Source organism: Litchfieldella rifensis (assembly GCF_042646605.1).
Taxonomy (GTDB): domain Bacteria; phylum Pseudomonadota; class Gammaproteobacteria; order Pseudomonadales; family Halomonadaceae; genus Litchfieldella; species Litchfieldella rifensis.
In genome coordinates this window covers 163632-189673 of record NZ_JBHRUG010000027.1, presented here as the reverse complement: position 1 = coordinate 189673, position 26042 = coordinate 163632, and the positions used below count along the sequence as shown (strand labels likewise).

Below are 26042 nucleotides of genomic sequence, written 5' to 3'. Positions count from 1 at the left end.
GTTAGGCATCAGCGCAGCAGAGCCGCCACGCGTTCGAGGAACTCCCGTGAGTCGTCGGCCGTGAAGGCCCGCTCGCTCTCATTGCTCACCCGTACCAGGGTCTGGCCACTGGCCGGCTCCAGCGTCAGGCGCAAGCGGGCCGGCGACTGGTCGGTCACCGGGCTCAGCAGGGTCGACAGGATGCCACCGGCACGCCTGGCCCGGGGCAGATAGTCGACCACGAATGCCAGCGTCGCAGGATCCTGTTGCTGCAGCATTTCCAGGCCCTGCTGGTCGAAACTGGCCTCGAGCCGATCACTGAGTTCGGCCCAGGTACGCTCGGCATCGGCCTCGACCAGCAGCAGCCAGTCATCGTTGCGACGCTCCAGATGTACGGGATTCGTCGATGCCGTCGCCTGTCGGCTCGCCAACGACGAGGCGGTGGCGCTCTGACCTCGAGCACTCAGATAGCGTTCCAGTGCCGCCAGGCAGGCATCGTCGGTGCGCCCACCCTGTTCACAGCGCACCTCGCTGACCGAGGCTTTCAGCCCCGTCCGCACGCTGAGAGTACCGCTGTCGGTGGTCAGCACACCGCGGCTGGCATCGCTGGCGGTGACCGTCAGTCCCCGGCTGCTAGCGAAGTCCTCCAGGCGCGGCCACACTTCGCCGGGAGCGGCATCGACCACCAGCCAGCGTTGCGCGCCAATTTCGCGGCGTTCGACGTAGGCCTGCATGGCAACCCCCGCATCCTGCGGTCGCGGTGGCACGAAGCCGTCGTCGGGGGTGCGAAACTCGCGACTCGCCTCGGGAACCGGCATGAGCGAATGAGAGCGAATGGCATCGCTCGAGCGGGGCAACTGCAGGGGAGCTGCGTTATGCGCCTCGGTATAGTCGATATTGCGGTCATGATAGTAGCCATCTCGCGCGCAGCCGGTAGCCACCAGAGCGATCGATACCACCAGTGGCATCCATTTCAGCGCAGGGTTCATGCATCCACCTTGAGTCGTCTATCCGCCGTTGTGAAGTTGGCGCGTTTCAGGCCTCGACCACGCCGGCAAGCTGCAAGGCCTCGCCGACCGTGGAGTGATATTTCTCGGACAGCCAGGTCAGCGGCAAACGAATGCCGGCCTCGGCATAGCCCATGCGGTTCAGGGCCCACTTGACGGGGATCGGATTGGCCTCCACCCCCAGGACGGTATGCAGTGGCATCAGCCGGGTGTTGATCTGGTGGGCCTTGTCGACATCACCGGCCACGGCTGCGGCGCACAATTCGTGCATGGCGCGGGGCGCGACATTGGCTGTCACCGAGATATCGCCGTGCCCCCCCATCAGCATGAAATCGCAAGCCGTGGCATCGTCGCCGGAATAGAGCATGAAATCGCTGCCCTTGAGTCGCTCGACGAGCTCCTCGGCCCGCTCCAGATTACCGGTCGCGTCCTTGAGGCCAACGATGTTGTCGAGCTCGGCCAGGCGGAACACCGTCTCGTTGTAGAGATCCGAACAGGTCCGTCCAGGGACGTTATAAAGGATCACCGGTAAGTTGGCGCCCTCGGCCACGGCCCTGAAATGCCGGTAGAGGCCTTCCTGGGTCGGCTTGTTGTAGTAGGGGCATACCGACAAGCAGTAGTCGGCGCCCACCTCCTTGGCATAGCGTGCCAGTTCCACCGCTTCCGACGTGGCATTGGCCCCCGTGCCGGCGATGACCGGGATGCGCCCGGCGACCTCTTCCACCACGGTGCGAATCACATCGAAGTGCTCGGCGAACGACATGGTGGTGGGTTCCCCCGTGGTGCCGGCAGCGACGATGGCATCCGTGCCGTTGTCGAGGTGGAAGTTCACCAGACGACGCAGCGCCTCCCAATCGATCTCGCCAGCGGCCTTCATCGGTGTCGCCAGGGCGACGATGCTGCCTGTGATCATTCTGCGGATCCTCTTCGGTTCAAATGACGCCCAAGTCATGCATTGACAATGGGTAAATGGTACTCAGGCGGCGAAAGCCTGTACAGCGAGCAATGCCGTTGCTTGATGCTGACTTTACAGCGGCCCGCCAGTTGCGTGTAATCAATGGCGTCTTCGTGCGTCACCCACCATTCAAGGAGCAATAGATGAGCGTCACGCTTGGACAACCGGTTCCCGATTTCACCGCCCAGGCCACCAGCGACACCACCGTGAGCCTCGCGGAGCTGAAGGGAAAGCAGGTGGTGATCTACTTCTATCCCAAGGCCAGCACCCCGGGTTGCACCACCGAGGGCGGCGATTTTCGCGACCGCAAGGATGCCTTCGCTACCGCCAATACCGTGATCCTCGGCGTATCGCGCGACGGGCTGCGCGCCCAGGAGAACTTCAAGACCAAGCAGGGCTTCACCTTCGAACTGGTTTCCGACAAGGACGAAACCCTGTGCCGGCTGTTCGATGTCATCAAGCTCAAGAAGCTGTACGGCAAGGAGCACCTGGGCATCGAGCGCAGCACCTTCCTGATCGACAAGGAGGGCAGGCTCGCCCGTGAGTGGCGCGGGGTCAAGGTGCCCGGCCATGTCGACGACGTGCTCGAGGCCGCACAGCAATTGCATGCCGGCTGACATATCCCCGCCCTGCCCGACCAGGCGGCAGGGCTCTCATTCCTCCGAGAGCGCCTCGATGGACTCCTCCGCCTCTCCCCCCTTTGACTTGATGCTGCGGGGCCAGGCATACACCAGCGCCTTCAATAACGTGGCCAGGGGAATAGCGAAGAAGATGCCCCAGAATCCCCAGATCCCGCCGAAGAACAGCACCGCCAGAATGATCGACACCGGATGCAGGTTGACCGCCTCGGAAAACAGCACCGGCACCAGTACGTTGCCGTCCAAGGCCTGCAGCACCCCGTAGGCAATGATGACATAGAGGAACTGGTCACTGATCCCGAAGTGAAAACCGGCCACCGCCGCTACCGGCAAGGTGGCCACCGCCGCACCAATATAGGGCACCAGTACCGAGAAACCGACCGATACCGCCAACAGCGCCGAATAGGGCAAACCAAAGAAAGCGAAGGTCAAGAAGGCCGTGGTGCCCACGATGATGATCTCGATGAACTTGCCACGCACGTAATTGGCGATCTGGGCATCCATTTCATGCCAGATGCGCGTCATCAGGTCGCGCTTGCGAGGCAACAGCCACAGCATGAACCCCACCAGGCGATCGCGATCCTTGAGCATGAAGAACACCAGGATCGGCACCAGCACCAGATAGATGATCAGCGCCAGCACATTACCCAGCGAAGCCAGCGATAGCGTCAGGGCCCGTTGTCCCATCTGGGTCAGCTCGCGGCCGGCCGCGCCGATCCAGTCCTGGATCTGATCCGGTGTGACCAGATTGGGGTAACGCGCCTGGAGATCGTCCAGCAATTGCTGGCCACTGGCGAACATCCGCGGGGTTTCCTGCACCAAGCCGACCAACTGGTTCCAGATCAATGGCATGACAATGAGGGCCATTGCCAGCAGCATGCCGAGGAAGGCCAGGAACACCACGATTACCGACAAAAGATGGGGGATACCGCGTCGTTCCAGCCAGCTCACCGCCCCCTGCAGCAGGAAGGCGATGATCAGCGCGGTGAAGAACGGGGCCAACATGCGCCCCAACCAGATCACCACGGCGAATCCCAGCACCAGTACCACGAGCAGGATCACCGCTTCCTCATCAGAGAAATAGCGCTCGACCCAGCCCTTGAACACCGCGCGGAGGGTCATGCCCCCGACCCTCTGCCACCCTTGCGGATCCAGTAGCGATAGACCTCACCCTGCTCCTCGCGGGCCGGCATCTCATGCTCACTCTGAGCGATGAAAGTCTCGAAATCCCGCCATGAGCCGGCATCGGTGGCCAAGACCTCCAGCAGCTGCCCCGCATCCAGGCGTGACAAGGCCTGCTTGGCTTTCAACAACGGCAGCGGGCAAGGCAAGCCGCGGGCGTCGAGCACATCATCAGGTTGCAGGGCCATGCGATCTCCCGGGAAAATATCGAATCAGGGACGCCAGGCACCGCTGGCAACGAAATCCCTTGGAATTTAAAGGCACTTTGACCAATGAATCAATGTCAGAAGAAGGCTCGGGTAAAACGAGGCAACCCATGTTCCATACCCTGAAACCCTGGCTCGTCGCCGGGCCCTTGATACTGGCCGGCTTACTGGCATCGCCGGCCGTCGCGATCGACGACTATGGCCTGCCGCAGCTCGGCACCACTACTGCCAGTGTATCGGGCAACGAGGAATATCGCCTCGGCCGCGCCTGGCTGCGCCAGTTCCGGGCCCGCGCCTCCACCTGGCAGGATCCCATCGCCCAAGACTATGTCGAGTCGCTGGTCGACCAGCTCATCCCCCATAGCGAACTCTACAATACCCGAACCACCGTGACCCTGGTCGATAGCCGCCTGCTCAACGCCTTCGCCGTGCCCGGTGGCGTGATCGGCGTCAACTCTGGGCTGTTCGCTTTCGCCAAGGATGAAGCCTCGCTGGCCTCGGTGCTGGCGCACGAACTCGGCCACCTGTCACAGAATCACTATGCGCGGCGCATGGAGCGCGCCGAGGAAACCCAGATCCCCGCCATGGCAGCGATGCTCGCCGGCATGCTGATCGCCGCCGGCGGCGGTGGCGACGCCGGCATCGCCACCGCCATGGGCTCCCAGGCTGCCTTCATTCAGGACCAATTGGCCTATTCCCGGCGCTTCGAGCAGGAAGCCGACCGCATCGGCCTGCAGACCATGGCCCAGGCCGGTTACGACCCCCAGGCCATGATACGCATGTTCCGTGCGATGCAACGCGTGGCCGCCCTGCAGGGGGGCAACCCGCCAGAGTTCCTGCTGACGCACCCGGTGACCGAATCACGCATCAGCGACACCGAAGCCCGTGCCAGGCAGATCCGCGTGAGCCAGCCACGCGACACCGGCCCCTCCTTCGACATGATTCGCGCCCGAGCGTTGCTCGACCTTAACCGCAGCAATCCGAGCCAGGCGACCACCCAATTGGTCCAGGACGACCCCGACCCGATGGCCAGGCGCTATCTGGCGGCCCTGATCGACGCCGAACGCGGCCAGACCCAGGCGGCCCTGACAGCACTCGATGCGCTGGCAAGCGAACTTCCCGACCTGCCGTTGATTCCGGCGTCGGCGGCCGAAGTGTCCCTCCAGGCGGGGCGCTACGACGACACCATCGAACGCACCCGCCGACTGCTGCGGCTCATGCCCGACTACACGCCGGCCCAACGCCTGCTGGGCGAGGCCCTGCTGCAGCGCGATCCGGGCCAGGCCTTCCAGGTATTGCGCGAACTGACCGAGCAACGCCCTGAAGACCCGCAGCTCTTCGTGCTGCTGGCCGAAGCGGCCGGTCGCAGCCATCATGAGGCCTGGGGCCATCTGGCACGCGCCGAATACCTGCAACTGACCGGGCGCATCGACCGTGCCATCCGCCAACTGGATGTCGCCGAGGAGGCGGCCAAGCGTACTGGCGACCCTACCGTCACCAGCCGCATCGAGAAACGCCGCGAAGACTTCCTCGACTATCGCGAAACGATGGAGAAGTTTTGAGCCGCGAGCCGCGAGCCGCGAGAATGATGATAGCCCGCGATATTGTTGCGAGCTTAATTGCTCGTAGCCCGTAGCCCGTAGCCCGTAGCCCGTAGCTTAGGAATGGAAATTGAGCATCCGCTCAAGCGGCTTGAGCGCCTTGGTGCGCAGCTCGGTATCCACGAACACCTCGCCACTGCCGTAACGCAACGCACCGGCCAGGTTATCCAGCGCATTCATGGCCATCCACGGGCAGTGAGCGCAGCTCTTGCAGGTGGCGCCGTTGCCGGCCGTCGGCGCCTCGAACAGCAGCTTGTCGGGCACCGCCTGCTGCATCTTGAAGAAGATCCCGCGGTCGGTTGCCACGATCAGCTTGTCGTGGGGCAGCTCCTTGGCGGCCTTGATCAACTGCGAGGTGGAACCGGTCACATCGGCCAGCCCGACCACCGGTGCCGGCGACTCGGGATGGACCAGTACCGCGGCATCGGGATAGAGCGCCTTGAGATCCTCGATGCCCTTGGCCTTGAACTCCTCATGGACGATGCAGGCACCGTCCCACAGCAACATGTCGGCGCCGGTCTTTTGCTGGATGTAATTCCCCAGGTGCTTGTCCGGCGCCCACAGGATCTTCTCGCCACGCGCCTGCAGATGCTCGATGACATCGACGGCGATGGACGAGGTCACCACCCAGTCGGCACGCGCCTTGACCGCCGCCGAGGTATTGGCATAGACCACTACGGTGCGGTCGGGGTGCTGATCGCAGAAAGCACTGAACTCGTCGGCCGGACAGCCAACGTCGAGCGAGCAGGTTGCCTCCAGGGTCGGCATCAGTACACGTTTTTCGGGCGACAGGATCTTGGCGGTCTCACCCATGAAGCGCACCCCGGCCACGACCAGGGTCGAGGCCTCGTGGCGAGCGCCGAAGCGGGCCATTTCCAGGGAGTCGGCCACACAGCCCCCGGTTTCTTCGGCGAGTTGCTGAATGGCATCGTCGGTGTAGTAATGCGCCACCAGCACGGCATTCTGCTCGTGCAGCAGGCGCTTGATTTCATTAACGTGCGCCTCGTCCTCGGCGGGAATCCGAGTCGGGCAATAGGCACGGACCAGGTGCTCGCGCACCTCGGCTCGGGAGGTCATGATCGTCATCGTGTCTACCACTGTGACTGGCAGGGGCTCCCCCTGCATGGCACCAGATGCGTCGTAGGGCCGGCTCTCCGCCTGCCGCGACGCCCCTGACGGCGCGAGCGATGCGACTCCCGCGCCGCTCGGCCATTGATCATTCTAGACCATAACATACCGCGATTTCTCCCCTTTTCTCGGCACAGGGGGTTGTGGGCACCCACAGAAAAGCGCCCTCGCCTCCGCAGAGACAAGGGCGCTGATCGAAATGCTGGTGGGTCGTGTAGGATTCGAACCTACGACCAATTGGTTAAAAGCCAACTGCTCTACCAACTGAGCTAACGACCCGCAACGCCTGCGCCGGCTACCAGGCACAGAACGGCGGCGGTGATGGTGGGTCGTGTAGGATTCGAACCTACGACCAATTGGTTAAAAGCCAACTGCTCTACCAACTGAGCTAACGACCCGCCGCCGAACTATCGCGAGGGTTCACGTCACGTTTCCCCTCCCGACAGGGCGCACATAGTACTGGCAACGCCCCGAACTGACAAGTACTTTTTCAGCCAAATCAGTGCTTGCGCGGTGACTTGGGCTTGCGCATGGCCTGCACCGGGCGACGCTTGTGCTTGTCACGACTCCAGCGGTTCTTCTCGTCCGGGGTCAGTTCCGGCACCTTGCGCGGCGCGAGCCCGGCCAGGCTCGAGAGATCGTCGATCTCGTCCTGGTTGAGCTCCGTCCATTCCCCGGCCTTGGCACGCTTATCGAGGAAGATATTCCCGTAACGCACCCGTTTGAGACGACTCACCGTCAGCCCCTGGGACTCCCACAGCCGACGCACCTCACGGTTGCGGCCTTCCATGATCACCACATGGAACCAGGTGTTGATACCCTCGCCGCCGAACTCCTGCACATCGGTGAAGCGTGCCGGACCATCCTCGAGCATCACGCCCTCGACCATGGCCACGACGCTCTCCTTCTTCACCTCGCCCATCACGCGCACGGCGTATTCACGCTCGATCTCGGTGGAGGGGTGCATCAGGCGGTTGGCCAACTCCCCGTCGGTCGTGAACAGCAGCAGGCCACTGGTATTGATGTCCAGGCGGCCGATCGCGATCCAGCGCTCGCCCTTGAGGCGCGGCAAGCGCTCGAAGACGGTGCGCCGCCCTTCGGGGTCCTTGCGGGTGCACAGCTCGCCCTCGGGCTTGTTGTACATGATCACCCGGCGCGGGACTTCCTCGGCACCACGCAAGGTTATTGGGCGGTCGTCGAAAGTCACCTTGTCGCGGGCCTCGACACGGTCGCCCAGGGTGGCCACCCGGCCATTGACCTTGACGCGCCCGGCGCCGATGGCGGTTTCCATCTCGCGGCGCGAGCCCAGCCCGGCGCGGGCAAGAACCTTCTGCAGTTTTTCGCTGGTCGTACTCATGACTCGTCAGACATCTCATCGGTTGAGGTTGTCGCGCCCGCGTGTCCGTCTTCCTCGACGGTCTCGCGGGCACGTTCGGCCAGGCGGGCTTCGAGATCGGCGAAGCTCAGCCTGGACCGTGTGGACGCCTTCTCGGCGTGTACTTCATCGTCGGCCGTCCCGGCCGGTGGGTCGCCATCGGCGCCCTCCTCGCGGGTGCCGGCCTCGACGGCGGAGGCGTCGTCCTCCGCCGGCCATTCGTTCTCGTCTTCCTGCACGGGCTCGTCTTCTTTCTGGGCGGCACGCTCCTCGAACATGGCATAGCGCTCCTCGAAATCCTTCAGCTCGTGCATCGGCGGCAGACCGTCGAGGGTCTTGAGGCCGAAATCGTCGAGAAACTGCCGGGTCGTGGCGTATACCGCCGGCCGCCCGGGCACGTCGCGCTGCCCCACCACGCGGATCCAGCCGCGCTCCGACAGGGTGCGCATGATCGAGGAACTCACCGCCACCCCGCGCACCTCCTCGATGTCGCCGCGCGTCACCGGCTGGCGATAGGCGATCAGCGCCAGGGTCTCCAACAGTGCCCGCGAATAGCGCTGGGGACGCTCGTCCCACAGCCGCGACACCCAGGGCGACAGTCGCGAACGGATGCGCAGCTGGAATCCGGAGGCGGTCTCGACCAGCTCCAGGGCACCATGCTCCAGGCGTTCGTCGAGGCGTGCCAGGGCCGCGCGCAGGTCGCGACGTGGCGGGCGCTCGTGGTCGTCGAACAGGGCCTCCAGGCGCTCCGGCGACAATGGCTCGCCGGCCGCCAGCAGGGCCGCTTCGAGGATCTCGTCCAACTGGCTGACGGGTTCGTTCATCCTGTCACTCACTTTCACCGTGTGGCGCTGGCTGCACCGCGGGCAGCGACTCCTCGGCAGGGTCAACGGCAAAAGGGCTTTCGCCTGTTTCGTCTTCGTCCTCCAGGGCGGCTTCCTCGCCCCCGGCCGCAATCCTGGCACGCAAGTGGATCGGCGACAACGGCGCATTCTGCACGATCTCGATCATCGCCTCCTTGGCCAACTCGAGAATCGCCATGAAGGTCACGATGACCCCGGCGCGCCCTTCCTCCAGGGTGAACAGCGATTCGAAGGGCGTGTAGTGCTCATGGTTCAAGCGCCCCATGATCGCCAGCATCCGCTCGCGGGTCGACAGCACCTCGCGGCTGATCTGGTGCGACTGGTTCAGCTCGGCGCGGCGCAGGATGCCCGACAACGCGCGCAGCAGCTCATCGAGCTCGACCTCGGGATGCACCACCCGGGTTTCCAGCGGCGGCAACCCGGCCTGGGCGGGAAACCAGTCACGCCCCTGGCGCGGCAGCTCGTTAAGCGATTCCGCGGCCAGCTTCAACTGCTCGTATTCCTGCAGGCGGCGGATCAGCTCGGCGCGCGGGTCGCTCTCGTCGTCCTCGTCGTCGCCCTTGGGCGGGCGCGGCAACAGCGTCCGCGACTTGATCTCGGCCAGCATCGCCGCCATCAGCAGGTACTCGCCGGCCAACTCGATCTCCAGCGCCTTCATCAGCTCCACGTACTCGATGTACTGGTGGGTGATGGCCGCCACGTCGATGCTCAGGATATCCAGATTCTGGCGCCGAATCAGGTACAGCAACAGATCCAGCGGGCCTTCGAAGGTCTCGAGAAATACCCGCAGGGCCTCGGGAGGAATATAGAGGTCCTCGGGCGCATCGAAGATCGGCTCGTCGAACAGCCGCGCCAAGGCCTCCGCCTGCTGCGCGGCGGGAGCCTCCAAGGTGGCGGTCGAAGGCGTATCGCTCACGCGTGGCCTGGCCTCCTGTGATTCCCGGTCGACGGATTGATCGTGCAGTCTAGCAAGACCTGGGCCTCCAGGGTAAGCCGCGGCCTTTCATGGCGTCTCGGCGGCGCTGTCGGCCCGGCGATAACGCCCGATGTAATCGAACAGCTTCTCGCGCACCTGCCAGTGACGACCGACCCGGCGCCCGACGACGAAGTCCGGAGCGCGCAGGCGGCTCTGACCTTCGATCACCTCATGCGGTGAAACGGGCCGCCAGGCGACTTCCGGCGCACGAAGATGATCGCGCAGGAACACCGCCGCGAAGGCAGCCCGTTGCGGCGGAGTCTCCAGCGCGAACCATTCGTTGAGCGTGGCACCATCCTCGTCGTGATAGGTGACCTTGAGCCGCTCGAGCCCGCGCCCGTTGCGTGCCGTTTCTAGTTGCATGCCACTGACCCTGAGCACTAGCGCGTCCTTGAGACGCAGGGCCTCCTTGAGCTTGTCGTCGGGGTCGACCAGGCGCGCCTGACAGTCATGGCATTGACGGGCGGCGATGTCGTTCTCGGCCCCACAGCGATCACACGTCTTGAAGCGGAAGCGAAAGTCGCACTGATGCCGGCCGCCGTCACTTTCCACCAAACCCTGACAACGACGGCCGAAATGCTCGATGACGATCTCGCCGTCGCGCTTGCCCCAGAACAGGTTGGCATGGCCGCAGGCCGGGCATTCGACCTGCACCGGTTCCGAGCCGGAATCGGGCCTGGGCGAGCCGACCTCGGGAGCGTAGAGATCCCAGGGGTTGCCGGCGTAATCGAGGATCAGGCAGTCCGACTTGCCTGGTGCCTGACGCAAGCCCCGGCCGACGATCTGCTGATAGAGGCTCACCGATTCGGTAGGGCGCAGGATGGCGATCAGGTCGACGTGCGGCGCGTCGAAACCGGTGGTCAGCACCGCCACATTGACCAGAAACTTGAGCCGCTCGTTCTTGAAGGCGTCAACCAGACGCTCGCGCTCGCCGGACGGGGTATTGCCGATGATCAGCGCCGCTTCGTCCTTGGGCAGGTAACCGAGAATCTCCTCAGCGTGCGCCACGGTGGCGGCAAAGAGCATCACACCCCGGCGGTCGTGAGCGCGCTCGACGATCTCGGCGATGATGCCGGGAGTGACACGTTGGCCACTGACCACGCGATTGAGATCGTCCTCGCTGAACAGGCCGCGTGTCGACGGCACCAATGCCGAGAAGTCGTAGCGCTCGACGGCGACGTCGATGCGTTTCGGCTCAGCCAGATAGCCCTGCTTGACCATCAAGCGCAGTGGCTGTTCGAACACGCAGTCGGCAAAGAAGCAGTCCGTCTCGCCACGCACCATGCCGTGATGATGGCGATGATAGATGAAGCCCTGCCCCAGCCGAAAAGGCGTCGCGGTCAGCCCCAACACCTTGAGGCGCGGGTTGGCCCGGCGCAGGTGGTCGATGACCTGATGGTAACTGCTATCGGCCTCCAGCGAGACGCGATGGCACTCGTCGATCACCAGCAAGGTGAAATCGCCCCACTCGCTTGCTGGGGCAGCGAAGGCGTCGAGGTTACGCACCACCGACTGTACCGAGCCGAACACCACCTGGCGACCACTCTCCTTGCGCCCCAGGCCGGCACTGAAGATATCCGCCTCGAGCCCATAGGCCCGGTACTTGGCATGGTTCTGCTCGACCAGTTCGCGCACGTGAGCCAATACCAGCACCCGCCCACGGGCGAGCCGCGCCAGTTCGGCGATCACCAGTGACTTGCCGCTGCCAGTGGGCAGCACCACGACGGCCGGTTCGTCACTGGCCCGAAAATGCTCGACCACGCGACGAACCGCCTGCTGCTGATAGGGGCGTAGCGTAGGCGTTGGCATTGCTGCGTTGACGGTGTGGTTCATGCCACTCTTCAAGCCGAAAGAGAAAGCATTCTACGCGTCGCCGGTCACCGGCCGCTAGCCAGTGCTCGCCCTTGAGACTCCTGTTCCAGCCACACTAGCCCTGAGCCACTTGGCACATTCGTCGACTGCCAATAATGTGACGGCAATCCCCAACAGGCTGGCCCATGTCTGCAGCGAGACCGGCGCGACGCCGAGCACGTCGCTGAGTCCGGGGGTATACATCGCAGCAATATGGATGCCATGCGCGGCCAGGATGGACACCAGCAGCAGCGGGTTGCTGCGCACGGGTATCCGAAAGAAGGAGCGATATTCGGAGCGACAACTCAACAGATGAACATTCTCGAACAAGACCATCAACAGTAGCGTGAGGTTGCGAGCCTGGGTTTCGCCCATGCCCATCACGGAATGCAAGTAGAAATAGACGCCGAACGCCACGAGGCCGATATAGCAGCCGGCCACCAGCACGTTTTCTATCATCCTGCGGTTGAATATCGGCTCGTCGGGCGCACGCGGGGGCCGTTCGAGCACCCCCGGCTCGGTCTTCTCGAGGCCCAGGGCGACGTCCTGGATGCCGTTGGTCACCATGTTCAACCACAATAGTTGAATTGCGGTCAGCGGGATCGGTAGTCCGAAACCGAGGGCAAGAAAGAACAACAGCACCTCGGCGGCCCCTGTAGCCAACAATAGCCAGACGACCTTGCGCACATTGTCATAGGCCGTGCGACCCCATTCGATGCCGGGGACAAGAGAGGCGAAATTGTCATCGGTGAGGATGAGATCGCTGGCACTGCGCGCCACATCCGTACCGCTCTCGCCCATGGCGATGCCGATGTTGGCACGATTCAGGGCCGGGGCATCGTTGACGCCATCGCCGGTGACGGCAACGAAATGCTCCGCGCGCTGCAACGACTCCACGATCTCCGTCTTCTGCAACGGCTCGGTCCGGGCAAAGACGCGGGCCCGGCCGATACGCTCGTCGGCGTCACTGCCCGCTTCGGACAAGGCACTGCCGGTAAGTACCTGTTCCGGTTCATCGGCCAAGTGCAGGCTGCGGCCAATGGCGTAAGCCGTATCCGGGTGGTCGCCGGTGATCATGCGCACGCCGACGCCGGCACCGTGACAGCGTTCGATCGCCCCCGGAACCTCCTCGCGTACCGGATCCATCAGTGCCGCAAGCCCCAGAAACTCCAAGCCACGAAGATGATCCTCATCCGCTGAAGCCACCGTACCTTCGGCAACCGCCAGCATGCGATATCCTTCGCCGGCCCACTCCTTCTGCTGCTGTTCGATGGCGCGGCGCGTCTCGTCGTCGAGGGAGCACATGTCCATGATCGTCTCGGGCGCGCCTTTGGCATGCGCCTTGAGCTCGCCATGCGTCTCATTGAACACCGCACCAAAGAACTTGGACGGCTCGAATGGGAGTCGCTCGCGTTCAGGATAGTCATCGGCAAGTCGCGCGCGGTCGATATCCAGCTTCTCGGCCAGTATCAGGAAGGCGAGATCGGTACTGTCACCGTCCACATTGCGAATCTCGCCATTCTCGACCTCGAGCGAGCCCTCGTTGGCCAAGGCACCGACAGTGGCGAATGCACGCAGCTTATCGCGCAGCGTATCATCAGGCGCCTCGCCATCGGCCGTAACCTCGCCCTGCAGATCTTGGGCTTCGCCACCGATCTCGACACGCCGATCCGGCGCCAGCCATATGCGTTGCACCGCCAGTTTATTGGCCGTCAGCGTGCCGGTCTTGTCGCTGGCGATCACGGTGCAGGAGCCCAAGCCTTCGACGGCGGCCAGACGGCGCACGATCACATTGCGTTTGGCCATGCGTGTGGAAGCGACCGATAGCGCAACAGTGATGGCGATCGGCAGTCCAGCGGGGATGGCGGAAACCGCCAGCGCCACGGCCAAGGTAAAAATATCGGTGAAGCCCGCGCCTTTGAGATATTGGATCAATGCGACGCCAGCCACCGCCGTGAGCGTGAATATCGCGATCCAGTTGGTCAGACGCTTGAGTTTGTGCACCAGCGGTGGGGTACCGCTCTCCTTGCGAGCGAGCGATTCGGCGATCTGCCCGATCTCGGTGTCCTTGCCGGTACGAATGACGATACCGGTGGCGTGCCCACTCATCACGGCACTCCCCGAATGCAGCAGGGTCGAGCGCTCGGCCAAGGGTGTTTCTTCATCGAGATCGGCCATTGCGTCCTTTTCGACCGGTGTGGACTCACCGGTGAGCAACGACTCGTCGACCTGCAGTCGGGTGCTGTCGATCAGGCGCAGATCCGCGGGTATGGCATCGCCCGCCCCGAGTATCACGATGTCGCCCGGCACCAGGTCGGTGGCATCGATTTCCTCGCGCTGCCCATCACGCAGTACATGTGGACGCAAGCGCACCACGTCCTGCAACGCCTGAGCACTGGATTCCGCCTGGTATTCCTGAAAGCAGCCGACTAACGCGTTGATCAGCAACACAGCGCCAATGAAAACGGCATTGGCAACACTGCCGATGGTCAGCGAAACGATTGCGGCGATGAACAGGATGTAGATCAAAGGATCCGTGAATTGGTGCAGAAAGATGCGCAACAGGCCGGCGCGCTTGTCCTCGGGAAGTTCATTGACCCCGTAATGCTCGAGCCTTCGCCGGGTCTCCTCAGCACTCAGACCACGCTCTGTGTCGCTATTGAATCGGTCAACGACCGCCTCCACCGACTCGGCATGAAAGGCGATGCTGGCGTGCTCTTCGCTTCGTCCCTGATCCGCCATGACTCCTCCGTCATGTCCCGCTGCTGTGGCAGGCAGTGCGTCATAGGAAGGCGTGCTTCACAGCATCAGCGTGGATCAGCCACGCAAGAAGGCTGCGAGCTTAGGTACTTCGATGCCGTACAGCATAGCAACAAGCATCACACCGGATGTGTAAAGACAAAGCTACCGTCGGTAACCCTCTTGCACGTAAAAAAAGAAGGCGACCCATGGGCCGCCTTCCGTATCCTGACGCCGTGCGCGAAGATCAGCCCAGCCAGGTGCGGGCGTTGCGGAACAAGCGCATCCAGGCGCCATCCCGGGTCCATCCGGCCGGGCGCCAGGAGTTGGTCACCGCACGCGCCACCCGCTCGGGGTGGGGCATCATGATGGTGACGCGGCCATCCGGCGTGGTCAGCCCGGTGATGCCGGCGGGCGAGCCATTGGGGTTGGCCGGATAGCGACTGGTGACCTGACCGTAGTTGTCGACATAGCGCAGGGCGATCTGCGAACTCCCCTGCATGGCACGCAGATGGCCGCTGTCGCGGAACTCGGCGCGGCCTTCGCCATGGGCGACCGCAATCGGCAGGCGCGAGCCTTCCATGCCGGCCAACAGAATCGACGCACTGTTCTCGACCTGGACCATCGACAGGCGGGCCTCGAACTGCTCGGACTCGTTGCGCACGAAGCGCGGCCAGTTCTCGGCACCGGGAATCAGTTCCTTCAACTGCGAGAGCATCTGGCAGCCGTTGCACACGCCGAGCGCGAAACTGTCGTCACGCGCGAAGAAACCCGCGAACTGTTCGCGGGCATGGGCGTTGAACAGCACCGACTTGGCCCAGCCGCCACCGGCACCGAGCACGTCGCCATAGGAGAAGCCGCCACAGGCCACCAGGCCCTTGAAATCCTCGAGCGACACGCGCCCTTCGAGGATATCGCTCATATGCACATCGACGGTCTCGAAGCCGGCGCGGTCGAAGGCCCAGGCCATCTCCACCTGGCCGTTGACGCCCTGCTCACGCAGTACCGCCATGGCCGGGCGCGCGAGGTTGACCTGGGGTGCATCGACATAGCGCGCGGCGATGTCTTCGTCGATATCGAAGGAAGGCTGAGCAGACAGCCCCGGGTCACGGTCGTCGAGCAGGCCGTCGAACTCGCTCTTGGCACAGTCAGGGTTGTCGCGCAGCGCCTGCAGGCGGTAGCTGGTCTCGCTCCAGGTGCGCTGGGTCAGCAACCGAGTGGTCTCGAGCAACGGCTCCTCGAACAGCGTCACACGCACCTGGTCGTCGTAGCGCGGGCGGGCGATGACGCCGCAGGTATCGATACCGGCGGCGGCAAACTGGGCCAGCGTGTATTCGGTATCGGCGCGGTTGACCTGGATCACCGCCCCCAGCTCCTCGGCGAACAGCGCGTCGACCGCCTCGTGCGGCTCATCGATCAACCAGTCTAGCTTTATCTCCAGGCCGGCATGGGCGGCGAAGGCCATCTCCAGCAGCGTTACCAGCAGGCCACCGTCACTGCGGTCGTGGTAGGCCAGTAACTTGCCATCGGCGTTGAGGCCCTGGATCACGCTGAAGAAGGCCTTGAGGTCCTCGGCATCGTCGAGGTCGGGGCATTCGTCACCGACCTGACCGTAGACCTGGGCCAGCGCCGAACCGCCCAGGCGGTTCTGGCCGGCGCCCAGGTCGATCAGGATCAGGTCGCTCTCGTCCTGTTCCAGATTGATCTGCGGGGTCAGGGTCCTGAGGGCATCGGTCACCGGGGCAAAGCCGGTCACAACCAGCGACAGTGGCGCAGTGATGCTTTTCTCTTCCTCTTCCTCCTGCCAAGCGGTACGCATCGACATCGAGTCCTTGCCCACCGGTATGGCGATGCCGAGCGCCGGGCACAGCTCCATGCCGACGGCATGCACGGCGTCGTACAGCGCCTGATTCTCGCCGACATGGTCGGCGGCGCTCATCCAGTTGGCGGACAGCTTGATGTCGGCAAGCTTGTCGATCGGCGCGGCGGCCAGGTTGGTGATCGCCTCGGCCACCGCCAGGCGGGCGCTGGCTGCCGGGTCGATCAGTGCCACCGGCGGGCGCTCGCCCATCGCCATGGCTTCGCCGGCATGGGTGTCGAAACTCGCCGTGGTCACGGCCACGTCGGCCACCGGCACTTGCCAGGGCCCAACCATCTGGTCGCGGGCGACCTGGCCGGTGATGGAGCGGTCGCCGATGGTGATCAGAAAGCTCTTGGAAGCCACCGTGGGCAAGCGCAGCACACGATCCAGCGCCTCGCGCAGGTCGAGATTGTCCAGCGCCAGCCCCGGCAGGTCACGGGTCTCGCGGGTGAACTCGCGCTGCATCCTGGGCGGCTTGCCGAACAGCACGCTCATCGGCAGATCCACCGGCCGGCTCTCGAAGTGGCCATCGCGGACTTCGAGATGGTGTGCCTCGGTGGCCTCGCCGACCACCGCATAGGGACAGCGCTCACGCGCACACAGGGCATCGAAGGTGTCGAGATCTTGCGCTGCCACGGCCAGCACATAGCGCTCCTGGGCCTCGTTGCACCAGATCTCCAGCGGACTCATGCCCCGCTCGGCGTTGGGCACGGCGCGCAATTCGAAGCGTCCGCCGCGATTGCCGTCCTTGACCAGTTCAGGCAGCGCGTTGGACAGGCCACCGGCCCCCACGTCATGGATGAAGCGGATGGGGTTGGCCTCGCCCAGCGCCCAGCAACGGTCGATGACTTCCTGCGCACGGCGTTCGATCTCGGCGTTGTCGCGCTGCACCGAGGCGAAGTCGAGATCCTCGCTGGAACTGCCCGAGGCCATGGAGGATGCCGCGCCACCGCCCAAGCCGATCAGCATCGCCGGGCCGCCCATCACGATCAGCTTGCCGCCGACGGGGATTTCGCCCTTTTGCACATGGCCTGCACGGATATTGCCGTAGCCACCGGCCAGCATGATCGGCTTGTGATAGCCGCGCCGCTCGATACCGCCGGCGCCCACCGCATCCTGCTCGTAGCTACGGAAATAGCCGGTCAGGTTGGGACGCCCGAACTCGTTGTTGAAGGCCGCGCCGCCGATGGGCGCCTCGAGCATGATCTCCAGGGCGCTCTTGATGCGCTCGGGCTTGCCGTAGTCGAAGGCTTCCCAAGGCTGGACGAATTCCGGGATGTGCAGGTTGGACACCGCGAAGCCTGTCAACCCGGCCTTGGGTTTGCCGCCGATGCCGGTCGCACCCTCGTCGCGGATCTCGCCGCCCGCCCCGGTGGCAGCCCCGGGGTAGGGAGCGATCGCCGTCGGATGATTGTGGGTCTCGACCTTCATCAGGATGTGAATCGGCTCCCCATGGGTGCCGTAGGACGCCGTCTCGCTCCCCTTGCCGATCAGCGGCGCGGGGAAGAAGCGGCCCGCCATGGCCCCCTCGATCACCGCGGCGTTATCGCTATAGGCCGAGAGAATGCCACCCGGCGAGCGCTCGTAAGTGTGCTTGATCATCTTGAACAACGAGCGTGGCTGAGGCTCGTCGTCGATCAGCCAGTCGGCATTGAAGATCTTGTGGCGACAATGTTCGGAGTTGGCCTGGGCGAACATCATCAGCTCGACATCCGACGGATTCCGACCCAGCCCCTGGAAAGCCTCGAGCAGGTAGTCGATCTCGTCCTCGGCCAGCGCCAGCCCCAGCCCCAGGTTGGCCGTGACCAGTGCCTCGCGTCCTCCCTCGAGGATATCCACCTGGCCCAGCGGCGCCGGCTCGTGATGGGCAAACAACTTGGCGGCATCCGAGGCGTTGGCGAGCACGGATTCCGTCATGCGGTCGTGCAGGACGGCGACGATCGCGTTGAAGGCGTCCAGCGAGAGCGGCCCGCCGAGCTTGACACGATAGGCGATGCCACGTTCCAGGCGCCGCACCCTGGTCAGGCCACAGTTCCTGGCGATGTCGGTGGCCTTGGATGACCATGGCGACAGGGTCCCCAGACGCGGTACCACAAGAAACAGGTGCCCTTCACGCGAGGTCGCAAGGCCCGCCGAGTCTTGATCCCGAGAGGCGATGCCATAATCCAGCAGGCGCTCGAGCACCGCCTGATCATCACTGGTCAGATCACCGTCGTGATCGACGAAGTGCACGTACTCGGCACGCAGCGATTCGACCTCGGGCACGTGTTTACGCAGGGCGGCCAGCAACTTGGCATGACGGAAAGCGGAAAGGGCGGGCGCGCCTCGCAGTTCGAGCATGTCGATAGAGCCTCTGAAGAAAGCGAAAAACGGGGCCGCGGCCTGCGGCAATGAGCGCACATGATACTGGAAAGCGTAGGCATGGCGAAATCCGAGGTCGACTCGAGGTGACAGTTCGCTCGACGGCCGGTAAGGTAAAACGTCTCATCGCCATCGCACACTGCCCATGCCCCAGGCCTTGTTTCGCCACCTGTATCGTTATCGCCGGTGGTACCTCCTACTGTTGTCCGCTCTGGTGTTGGCGCTGTTTCCCAACCGACAGGCGCCCCCTCAAGGCCGACACCTCGATGACATACGTCATCGCGATTTCATCGCGGTATTCACCCGCAACACCCCCACGACCTATTACGAGGGTCGCCACGGCCCTACCGGTTTCGAATTTGAACTGATCCGGCGCTTCGCCGATCATCTCGGCGTCAGCCTGTCGATGGACGCCAGCCGCAATATCGAGGGTGTCCTCGATGCCGTGCGCAGTGGTGAAGGCGACCTGGGTGCCGCCGCCCTGCCCCTGGACCCGACCCTCGAAGGCCTGTACTTCAGCCGCCCGATTCTCGAATTGCAGCCCCTGGTGGTCTATCGCCGCGGATTGCCGGCGCTGCGCGAACCGGCCGACCTGATGGGACGCAGCGTGGGCGCCATTCGTGGCTCGGGGGCGGGATTGATCCTGCGCGAGCTGCAGGTCGAACTGCCCGAACTGAGCTGGAAGGAAGCCGCCGATCTGGAGGTCGCCGACCTGCTGCAGCGAGTGGAAAACGGCAGCCTGGACGCCGCCGTCATCTATGCCCACCAGTTCAAACTGAATCGCCTGTTCTTCCCCGGCGTGGAAAACGGCTTCGAACTCGGCGAGCCGCTCAGCATGGCCTGGGCATTGCCTTCGGGTCAGGGGTTGGGGCTGCTGGAGGAAGCCAACCGCTTCCTGTACGCCCTGCAGCTCGATGGGACCCTGGATGAACTGGTGCAGCGCTACTTCGGCCACGACGATTACCTGGAATACGTCGGGGCACGTATCTTCATCAATGACGTGCACGAGAAGTTGCCCGACTACGCCGACCTGTTCCGCAAAGCGGCCCGCGACACCGGCTTCGACTGGAAGTTGCTGGCGGCGGTGGGCTACCAGGAGTCTCACTGGGACCCGCAGGCGACCTCGCCGACCGGGGTGCGCGGCCTGATGATGCTGACCAACCCGACCGCCGAGGAAGTCGGCATCGCCGATCGCCTCGACCCCGCCCAGAGCATCGACGGCGGCGCACGCTATCTGCTCCAGACCATGGACCGCCTACCGGAGGAGATCACTGGCACCGACCGTCTGTGGATGGCCTTGGCCGCCTACAATGTCGGCCTCGGACATCTGTACGACGCACAGCGGATCGCCGAGCTGCGCGGTGGCGATCCCCATGCCTGGACCGACGTGCGCGAAGCGCTGCCGTTGCTGCAGAATCGTGAATGGTACAGCCAGACGCGTCACGGCTATGCCCGCGGCGGCGAGCCGGTGATCTATGTTCGCAACGTCCGGCGCTATTACGAGGTACTCAACTACGTCGACCGTAGCCAGCAGCAGTTCTTCCAGCTCAATCAACGTGTGCCCGACGAAGACGATGACAGCCTGTTCAATACCGTCCCCCCGGTGCTCTAGGATGACGGCACGGCTCAGCGTCGCTCGGTGAAGAAATCGCGCAACAGACGCTTGGCCTGGATCGCCAGCAACCCGCCTTCGACGTCCACCCGATGATTGTGCCAGGGTTGGGCGAACAGGTTGGCCCGGGACTCGACCATGCCGGTCCTGGGTTCGGCGGCACCATAGACCACCCGCGCCAGACGCGCGTGAATGATCGCCCCGGTGCACATCAGGCAGGGTTCCAGGGTCACATAGAGGGTGCAGTCGTCGAGACGGTAGTTGCCCAGATGCGCCGCCGCCGCACGCAAGGCACGCACTTCGGCATGGGCGCTGGGATCGTGGCAGCCGACAGGCGCGTTGTAGCCCTCACCGATTATCTCCCCCCCGCTGTCCACCACCACCGCCCCCACCGGCACCTCCCCGGCCGCAAGGCCCAGGCGCGCCTGGTCCAGTGCCCGGTGCATGTAATATTCGTCACTGCGCATCGGCGATGGTCTCCGGTATGCTGGCAAAATGAAACAGTCGAGTATTACCCTGCTAGAGGAATAGCGTCATGACTCAAGCCCTGGATGCCTTGGTCGCCCTGCTGGGCCTGGAGATGATCGAGGAAAACCTGTTCCGAGGCCATAGCCAGGACCTGGGGTTTCCTCAATTGTTCGGCGGCCAGGTGCTTGGACAGGCCCTATCGGCGGCCAGCCAGACGCTAACCCCCGAACGCCGCGTGCACTCCCTGCACGGCTATTTCCTGCGTCCCGGCGATGCCAAGCGTCCGGTCGTCTACCAGGTCGATAGCGTGCGTGATGGCGGCAGTTTCACCACCCGCCGCGTCACCGCCATTCAGAAAGGCAAGCCGATCTTCTTCTGCAGTGCTTCCTTTCATGGCAAGGAAGAGGGCTTCCATCACCAGCTTGCCATGCCAGGACAGGACGATCCCGATACCCTGATCGCCAACGGCGCCGAAGTACAGAGCTTCGAGGGCCATCCCATCGAGTTCCTGCACCTCGGCAACGAGCCGGGCAATGGTAGCGACCGGCCGCCACGCAAACGGCTATGGTTCCGTCTGTCCGGGCCGCTGCCCGACGACCCGGCACTGCATCGTTACCTCCTGGCCTACAGCTCCGACTTCAACCTGCTGACCACATCGCTGGTGCCCCATGACATCCAGTTCGGCGATCCCAAGCTGCAGATCGCCAGCCTCGACCATGCGCTGTGGTTCCATCACGACGTACACGTCAACGACTGGCTGCTCTACGACATGGACAGCCCCTGGGCCGGCGGCGCGCGCGGCTTCGCGCGCGGCAGCATCTACGATCGCCAGGGCCGCCTGGTCGCCTCATCCGCCCAGGAAGGCCTGACGCGGCTGCGCGACTGACCTCTGTCAGACCTGCACGAAGTAGGCCGTGGCATACATGATCACGATCCCCAGCGCAAAGCCGGCAACGGAAGTGAGGGAAACCAGGACGCCTTCGTGGGCGATGGTACGTCGCAGATAATCGCCCACCTCGACGATCACCTGCAGGATGGCGCCGGCACCCAACCCAAGCAGCAGGGCCGACCAGTGCGGTGCGTACGCATAGGCGCCGAGCCAGGTTCCCAGCACCGCCGGCAGGCCGGCCAGAGCGACCAGGCCGACCCACGATGACCAGCGTACCCGCTCCCGGGTCAGCGGTGCCGCGATACCGATGCCCTCGGTGAGATTGTGCAGGGTGAAGCCGATGACCAGGAAGGTGCCGAGCGCCGCGGCCCCCGCCGCGAACGAGCCGCCGATCGCCAGACCTTCCCCAAGGTTGTGCAGGCCGATCCCCAACGCGATGTAGCGGGCCAGGGCCAACCCCCTGGGTGGCTCCCGATGGCGACGACCGATAGCCATCAGCGCACCGAACATGATCAGTGACGCCAGCCAGACCAGCGCCGTCCCCTGGAACAGCGAGGCGGCCTGTTCACCCAACTCCAGCCCCTCATCGACGGTGTCCACCAGCAGGAACACCAGCAAGCCAAGCGTCAACGCCAGCGCGAATTCGAGCCCCCGAGCCCCGGCTCGCTGCAATGCCGGGCGGAAGAGCATGCCGAGTGCCACGGGTAGCACGCCGACATAGAGACCAAGCAGGCCGTAGCCGATGAACTGTTCGGCACTCATCTCGGGGGTCGACTCGGCAACCTCGATGGTATGGACGAAGGTCGCTCCCGTATTAGTGACGAAGGTGACCTCATGAAGTTCGTCTTCCATCCAGTGATAGGGCAAGCGGATCCAAGCACTCTCACCACGCGCAAGCGCCCCAGCAGGCTCTTGGGTAAAACGCCAGTAGGCGCCATCGACTTGCACCTGGGCGATATGCATGGCCTCCGAGCCACTGGCACGAACCTTGAGGCCAATGCCCTCTTCGTCCAGCACGGTACGCTCGACCGTGAGCTGCTCGATCGGCGGCGGCGAGACACCAAGCAGCGATAGTGGCTCGGTAACCAGGAAGGCGGCTATCGCCCCGCCCAGCAGTACGATCGGCAGCAGTAGCGAACTCCAGAAGCGTGCACTCATTCGACCACCTCAAAGAACCCCATCCAACCGAGTTCCACGAATTCGCTCTGGTGGGCGTGGAACATGTACAACCCAGGTTCGTGATCGGCGAAGGAGAACTCCAGGATCCCGCGCTGCGCCTGGCACTGCATGATGGTGTCCACGGTATGCAGCGTCGGGGTGAGCGTTGTGCCATGGTCGTAGTAGTCGAAGAAGTTGGCATGCAGGTGCAACGAGTTCACGGGGTCGAACTCGGTGGTATTGACCAGGTAAAGCCGCACCGGCTTGGCCCGTTCGATACGAATCGGGTGGTTGGCATAGGCATGGGCCACCGTATTGACGGCATATACCTCATTTTCCTCGTCGAAGTTGGTGTCGAAGCCATTCATCACCATCACGAATTCCTGCCAGCGCCGGTTCTCCTCGCTGCCGAGCAGCCTTGAGCGGGCGGCGTCGCCATGGTCGGGATGGCGACTCGGGTCGGGATCGACGATGAAGGCCCCATAGAGCCCCTTGTGAATATGCCGTTTCAGTGGCACCGAGTGACAATGGTAGAGATGACAACCGAAAGGCTGGGCGTCGAACTCGTAGGTGAACGATTCCCCGGGTTCCACCTGGCCTAGGCCGGGAACGCCGTCCATGCGCGCCGCATGGATGCCGTGGAAGTGCATGGTATGCGGGTGGCTGCCATGGTTGACGAAGTGAATGCGGATGCGATCCCCCTCCACCGCCCGCAAGCTAGGCCCGGGGACTCGGCCGTTGTAGGTCCAGGCAGGGAAGAAGAGGCCTGGCGCGATCTCGATTTCCTTGTCCACGGCGACAATGTTGTATTCGCGCAACGGCTGCCCGTCGGGCAGCCGCCCGATCTCCCCCGTCTCCCAGTCGGTCAGGATAGCGGTCGGGTCGAAGCCGTTGCGTGCATGATCGACCTTGCCCACCGTCATCATGCCACCGGAAGTAGGCGCACCTGGCAGTGCCGGCTTGTCTCCACCGTGCATCGAATAGGCCTCCGAGTCGGCTGTCGCCTGCCCCCCGATGCCGAGCAGAGAGCCGACGGCACTCCAGAAACCAGTCTTCAGGAACCCGCGACGGTTGAACATCGGCACTTTCATTGGCACTCCTGAACGAGCTGAAAGGGTTCTGTTTTTCTTAGATTAATACAAGCTAATTATATGAGGATGCGCTCACTTTCGATCTCCCCCGATCCTCGGATCCTTGGCGCCAAGCTGCAAGCACGATCTCGTCGTGATGGATCGTCCTTGATCAGGAGGAAACCATCCACACCCCCTGGACGAAGTAGAAAGCGCCGATCGCGGTGACGAGCCATCTCGTCCAATAGCGGAAGTTGGCATCGGTCAAGCGTCGCAGTATTGCATTGCCCGAGCGCGTGCCAAGGATGGCAAAGGGAATGGCCAGCAGCACCACCCCCCAATGCGTCGCACTCAGCGTCAGGGCCGCCCCCGCATAGAATACGATCTTGATCGAATGCGAAATGACCTGGACCGCTGCCTTGGTCGCAACGATTTGGCGGCGGTCCATATGGGTGCGAATGAAGAAGATGTCGATGGTCGGCCCCGAGACCCCGGCGGCGATGGTCAAACCGCCGGCAACCACCCCGCAGCAGAAGGCGTGACCGGGACGAGCGGCATCGAAGCGAAACCAGGCCTTGGGAACCCACACCAGCAATGGCATCAGCCCGATCAGCAGCGAGACGATGGCCGTGTTGGGTGTGTAGTTGACCAAGGCCAGGCCCAGTGCGGCGAGCGCCCCGCCCGAAGCGATGATGGCAACGATGCGAAAATCGATGTAGCGACGCGACAGCCAGGCCCGTGAGGCATTGGCACAGAGTTGGATCACGCCGTGCACGACGATCGCCGAGGTCGCCGGCAATGCCATCAGCAGAAACCACAGCAGGATCAGCCCGCCCGCCATTCCGAAAACGCCTGACAGCGCGGATGTCAGAAAGACGATAACCAGAAATGCAACTGCTGTGAGTATCGACACCTTGGCTTTTCCACAACACCGCTGACTTCGTTTCCCCGGCTCACCGCCAACCAGCGGATGGAGCGGGTACCCGCGAGGCAGGCATCATGGGGCCACCTCGGAACAAGCCAGCACCCTGGCATTGCCGGCGCTGGCCTTGGCGGATCATGGCAACTCACCGGATCACTTGGACGTATCGTTCTCCTGCAACCGGCGCTGCAATTTGACGGGGGCGCGGGTTTTCGAACGCATCCGCAGGTTGAGCATTTCCACCCCAACCGAAAAGGCCATGGCGAAGTAGACGTAGCCCTTGGGAATATGGAAGTGGAGACCCTCGGCCATCAGCATGACGCCGATCATGATCAGAAAGCTCAGTGCCAGCATCTTGATGGTCGGGTGACGATCGACGAAGTCGCCGATCGCCTTGGCGGAGAGCATCATCACGCCGACCGACAGCACGATGGCGATGACCATCACCTGCACATGGTCGGCCAGGCCGACGGCGGTAATCACCGAGTCCAGGGAAAAGACGATATCGATCAGGGCGATCTGGATCAGCACGGAATAAATGCCCGCAGACCCGGCCGAGGACTGCTCGTCGGGCCCGCCCTCGAGACTCGCATGGATCTCGTGGGTACTCTTGGCCAGCAGAAACAGGCCGCCCAGCAGCAGTACCAGATCGCGTCCCGAGACCGACAATCCGAAGACCTCGAACCATGGCGCCGTGAGCCCCATCACCCAGGCCAGTGAGAGCAGCAGCAGGATGCGCATGCCCATCGCCAGCGACAGACCGATCAGCCGCGCTCGCTGACGCTGTGCGACAGGCAATCTCCCCACCAGGATGGAGATGAAGATGATGTTATCGATACCGAGGACGATCTCGAGTGCCGTCAGCGTCGCCAGGGCCACCCAAGCCTGAGGGTCCGAAAGCCATTCCATTGCGTATCCCTACCCTTGCCAAGAAGGTTGTGATTACCGTGAACTCAAGGGCAAGTGACGCACGAAAGGCAACGGCGTCCCTGCCTGTCGGCCAGCATACCTCGCTGGTGCGCTGATGGCAGCTTTCATCGGTTCGACTCATAATCACCAAGGGGATGCTGACACCGTGCCCGTTTTGTTCTTATCCTTCAGCCAGCCCCTATCTGCCGCAATAGCTCAGTTGGCAGAGCAGCGCATTCGTAATGCGCAGGTCGGCGGTTCGAGTCCGCCTTGCGGCACCATTCGGATCCAG

At 63.6% G+C, this 26042-nt stretch carries 20 protein-coding genes and 3 tRNA genes; 5 read left to right on the top strand and 18 right to left on the bottom strand.

Annotated elements, in window-relative coordinates:
* Window positions 1–8 precede the first annotated feature (8 nt).
* Together ACFOEV_RS13445 and dapA are read right to left on the bottom strand one after the other, a co-directional pair.
* Entirely contained in the window at window positions 9–968 is a 960-nt protein-coding gene (locus ACFOEV_RS13445; RefSeq protein WP_386774753.1) for a lipoprotein, NlpB, read from the bottom strand.
* A gap of 46 nt (window positions 969–1014) precedes the next feature.
* Entirely contained in the window at window positions 1015–1899 is an 885-nt protein-coding gene (dapA, locus tag ACFOEV_RS13440) for a 4-hydroxy-tetrahydrodipicolinate synthase (RefSeq protein WP_386774751.1), read from the bottom strand.
* A gap of 185 nt (window positions 1900–2084) precedes the next feature.
* On the opposite strand from dapA, the gene ACFOEV_RS13435 reads away from it, so the two are divergent.
* On the top strand, window positions 2085–2558 hold the full coding sequence (locus ACFOEV_RS13435; protein ID WP_386774749.1) for a peroxiredoxin: 474 nt from the start codon (window positions 2085–2087) through the stop codon (window positions 2556–2558).
* A 36-nt stretch (window positions 2559–2594) separates the two neighbouring features.
* Here the strand turns inward: ACFOEV_RS13435 and ACFOEV_RS13430 are convergent, their stop codons facing one another.
* Complete coding sequence (locus tag ACFOEV_RS13430) at window positions 2595–3701, bottom strand: AI-2E family transporter (protein ID WP_386774747.1); 1107 nt, start codon at window positions 3699–3701, stop codon at window positions 2595–2597.
* Window positions 3698–3949 (bottom strand): sulfurtransferase TusA family protein, encoded by a 252-nt coding sequence (locus ACFOEV_RS13425; RefSeq protein ID WP_386774745.1) that lies wholly within the window; start codon window positions 3947–3949, stop codon window positions 3698–3700. The genes ACFOEV_RS13430 and ACFOEV_RS13425 overlap by 4 nt, the downstream gene beginning before the upstream one ends.
* Before the next feature lie 128 nt (window positions 3950–4077).
* On the opposite strand from ACFOEV_RS13425, the gene ACFOEV_RS13420 reads away from it, so the two are divergent.
* Window positions 4078–5529: a M48 family metallopeptidase gene (locus ACFOEV_RS13420; protein WP_386774743.1), complete on the top strand. Its 1452-nt coding sequence runs from the start codon at window positions 4078–4080 to the stop codon at window positions 5527–5529.
* A gap of 96 nt (window positions 5530–5625) precedes the next feature.
* Here ACFOEV_RS13420 and nadA read toward each other — a convergent pair whose 3' ends face one another.
* The 9 genes from nadA to purL all read right to left on the bottom strand — a co-directional run bounded on the left by nadA (window position 5626) and on the right by purL (window position 18701).
* Window positions 5626–6654: a quinolinate synthase NadA gene (nadA, locus tag ACFOEV_RS13415; RefSeq protein WP_386774741.1), complete on the bottom strand. Its 1029-nt coding sequence runs from the start codon at window positions 6652–6654 to the stop codon at window positions 5626–5628.
* A 245-nt stretch (window positions 6655–6899) separates the two neighbouring features.
* Window positions 6900–6975, bottom strand: a tRNA-Lys gene (locus ACFOEV_RS13410).
* A 43-nt stretch (window positions 6976–7018) separates the two neighbouring features.
* Window positions 7019–7094 (bottom strand) — tRNA-Lys (locus tag ACFOEV_RS13405).
* A 101-nt stretch (window positions 7095–7195) separates the two neighbouring features.
* The gene (gene rluB / locus ACFOEV_RS13400) at window positions 7196–8053 is read right to left on the bottom strand and encodes a 23S rRNA pseudouridine(2605) synthase RluB (RefSeq protein ID WP_386774739.1); all 858 of its coding nucleotides are present in this window, start codon (window positions 8051–8053) and stop codon (window positions 7196–7198) included.
* A complete protein-coding gene (gene scpB / locus ACFOEV_RS13395; RefSeq protein ID WP_386774737.1) occupies window positions 8050–8895 on the bottom strand; it encodes an SMC-Scp complex subunit ScpB in 846 nt (281 codons plus the stop codon). The genes rluB and scpB overlap by 4 nt, the downstream gene beginning before the upstream one ends.
* Before the next feature lie 4 nt (window positions 8896–8899).
* On the bottom strand, window positions 8900–9850 hold the full coding sequence (locus tag ACFOEV_RS13390) for a segregation and condensation protein A (protein WP_386774735.1): 951 nt from the start codon (window positions 9848–9850) through the stop codon (window positions 8900–8902).
* An 87-nt stretch (window positions 9851–9937) separates the two neighbouring features.
* Complete coding sequence (locus ACFOEV_RS13385; protein ID WP_386775129.1) at window positions 9938–11719, bottom strand: DEAD/DEAH box helicase; 1782 nt, start codon at window positions 11717–11719, stop codon at window positions 9938–9940.
* Window positions 11720–11797: 78 nt separating this feature from the next.
* Window positions 11798–14503 (bottom strand): cation-translocating P-type ATPase, encoded by a 2706-nt coding sequence (locus ACFOEV_RS13380; protein ID WP_386774733.1) that lies wholly within the window; start codon window positions 14501–14503, stop codon window positions 11798–11800.
* Window positions 14504–14747: 244 nt separating this feature from the next.
* Complete coding sequence (gene purL, locus ACFOEV_RS13375; RefSeq protein WP_386774731.1) at window positions 14748–18701, bottom strand: phosphoribosylformylglycinamidine synthase; 3954 nt, start codon at window positions 18699–18701, stop codon at window positions 14748–14750.
* Window positions 18702–18867: 166 nt separating this feature from the next.
* Here purL and mltF point away from each other — a divergent pair, with 166 nt between their 5' ends.
* Window positions 18868–20334: a membrane-bound lytic murein transglycosylase MltF gene (mltF, locus tag ACFOEV_RS13370; RefSeq protein WP_386774729.1), complete on the top strand. Its 1467-nt coding sequence runs from the start codon at window positions 18868–18870 to the stop codon at window positions 20332–20334.
* Window positions 20335–20348: 14 nt separating this feature from the next.
* Here mltF and tadA read toward each other — a convergent pair whose 3' ends face one another.
* Entirely contained in the window at window positions 20349–20801 is a 453-nt protein-coding gene (tadA, locus tag ACFOEV_RS13365) for a tRNA adenosine(34) deaminase TadA (protein ID WP_386774726.1), read from the bottom strand.
* A 68-nt stretch (window positions 20802–20869) separates the two neighbouring features.
* On the opposite strand from tadA, the gene ACFOEV_RS13360 reads away from it, so the two are divergent.
* The gene (locus tag ACFOEV_RS13360) at window positions 20870–21688 is read left to right on the top strand and encodes an acyl-CoA thioesterase (protein WP_386774724.1); all 819 of its coding nucleotides are present in this window, start codon (window positions 20870–20872) and stop codon (window positions 21686–21688) included.
* A 6-nt stretch (window positions 21689–21694) separates the two neighbouring features.
* Here the strand turns inward: ACFOEV_RS13360 and ACFOEV_RS13355 are convergent, their stop codons facing one another.
* From ACFOEV_RS13355 to ACFOEV_RS13340, 4 genes are all read right to left on the bottom strand, one after another.
* A complete protein-coding gene (locus tag ACFOEV_RS13355; protein ID WP_386774722.1) occupies window positions 21695–22849 on the bottom strand; it encodes a metal transporter in 1155 nt (384 codons plus the stop codon).
* Window positions 22846–23940 carry a multicopper oxidase domain-containing protein gene (locus ACFOEV_RS13350; protein WP_386774720.1) on the bottom strand — a complete coding sequence of 365 codons (1095 nt, stop codon included), beginning with the start codon at window positions 23938–23940 and terminating at the stop codon, window positions 22846–22848. Before ACFOEV_RS13350 ends, ACFOEV_RS13355 begins: the two co-directional genes overlap by 4 nt.
* Window positions 23941–24091: 151 nt before the next feature.
* Window positions 24092–24832, bottom strand: coding sequence for a TSUP family transporter (locus ACFOEV_RS13345; RefSeq protein ID WP_386774718.1), 741 nt, complete (start codon window positions 24830–24832; stop codon window positions 24092–24094).
* A gap of 162 nt (window positions 24833–24994) precedes the next feature.
* On the bottom strand, window positions 24995–25750 hold the full coding sequence (locus ACFOEV_RS13340) for a TerC family protein (protein WP_386774716.1): 756 nt from the start codon (window positions 25748–25750) through the stop codon (window positions 24995–24997).
* 205 nt (window positions 25751–25955) lie between these two features.
* On the opposite strand from ACFOEV_RS13340, the gene ACFOEV_RS13335 reads away from it, so the two are divergent.
* Window positions 25956–26031: transfer RNA gene (locus ACFOEV_RS13335), tRNA-Thr, on the top strand.
* The last annotated feature ends 11 nt before the right edge of the window (window positions 26032–26042 follow it).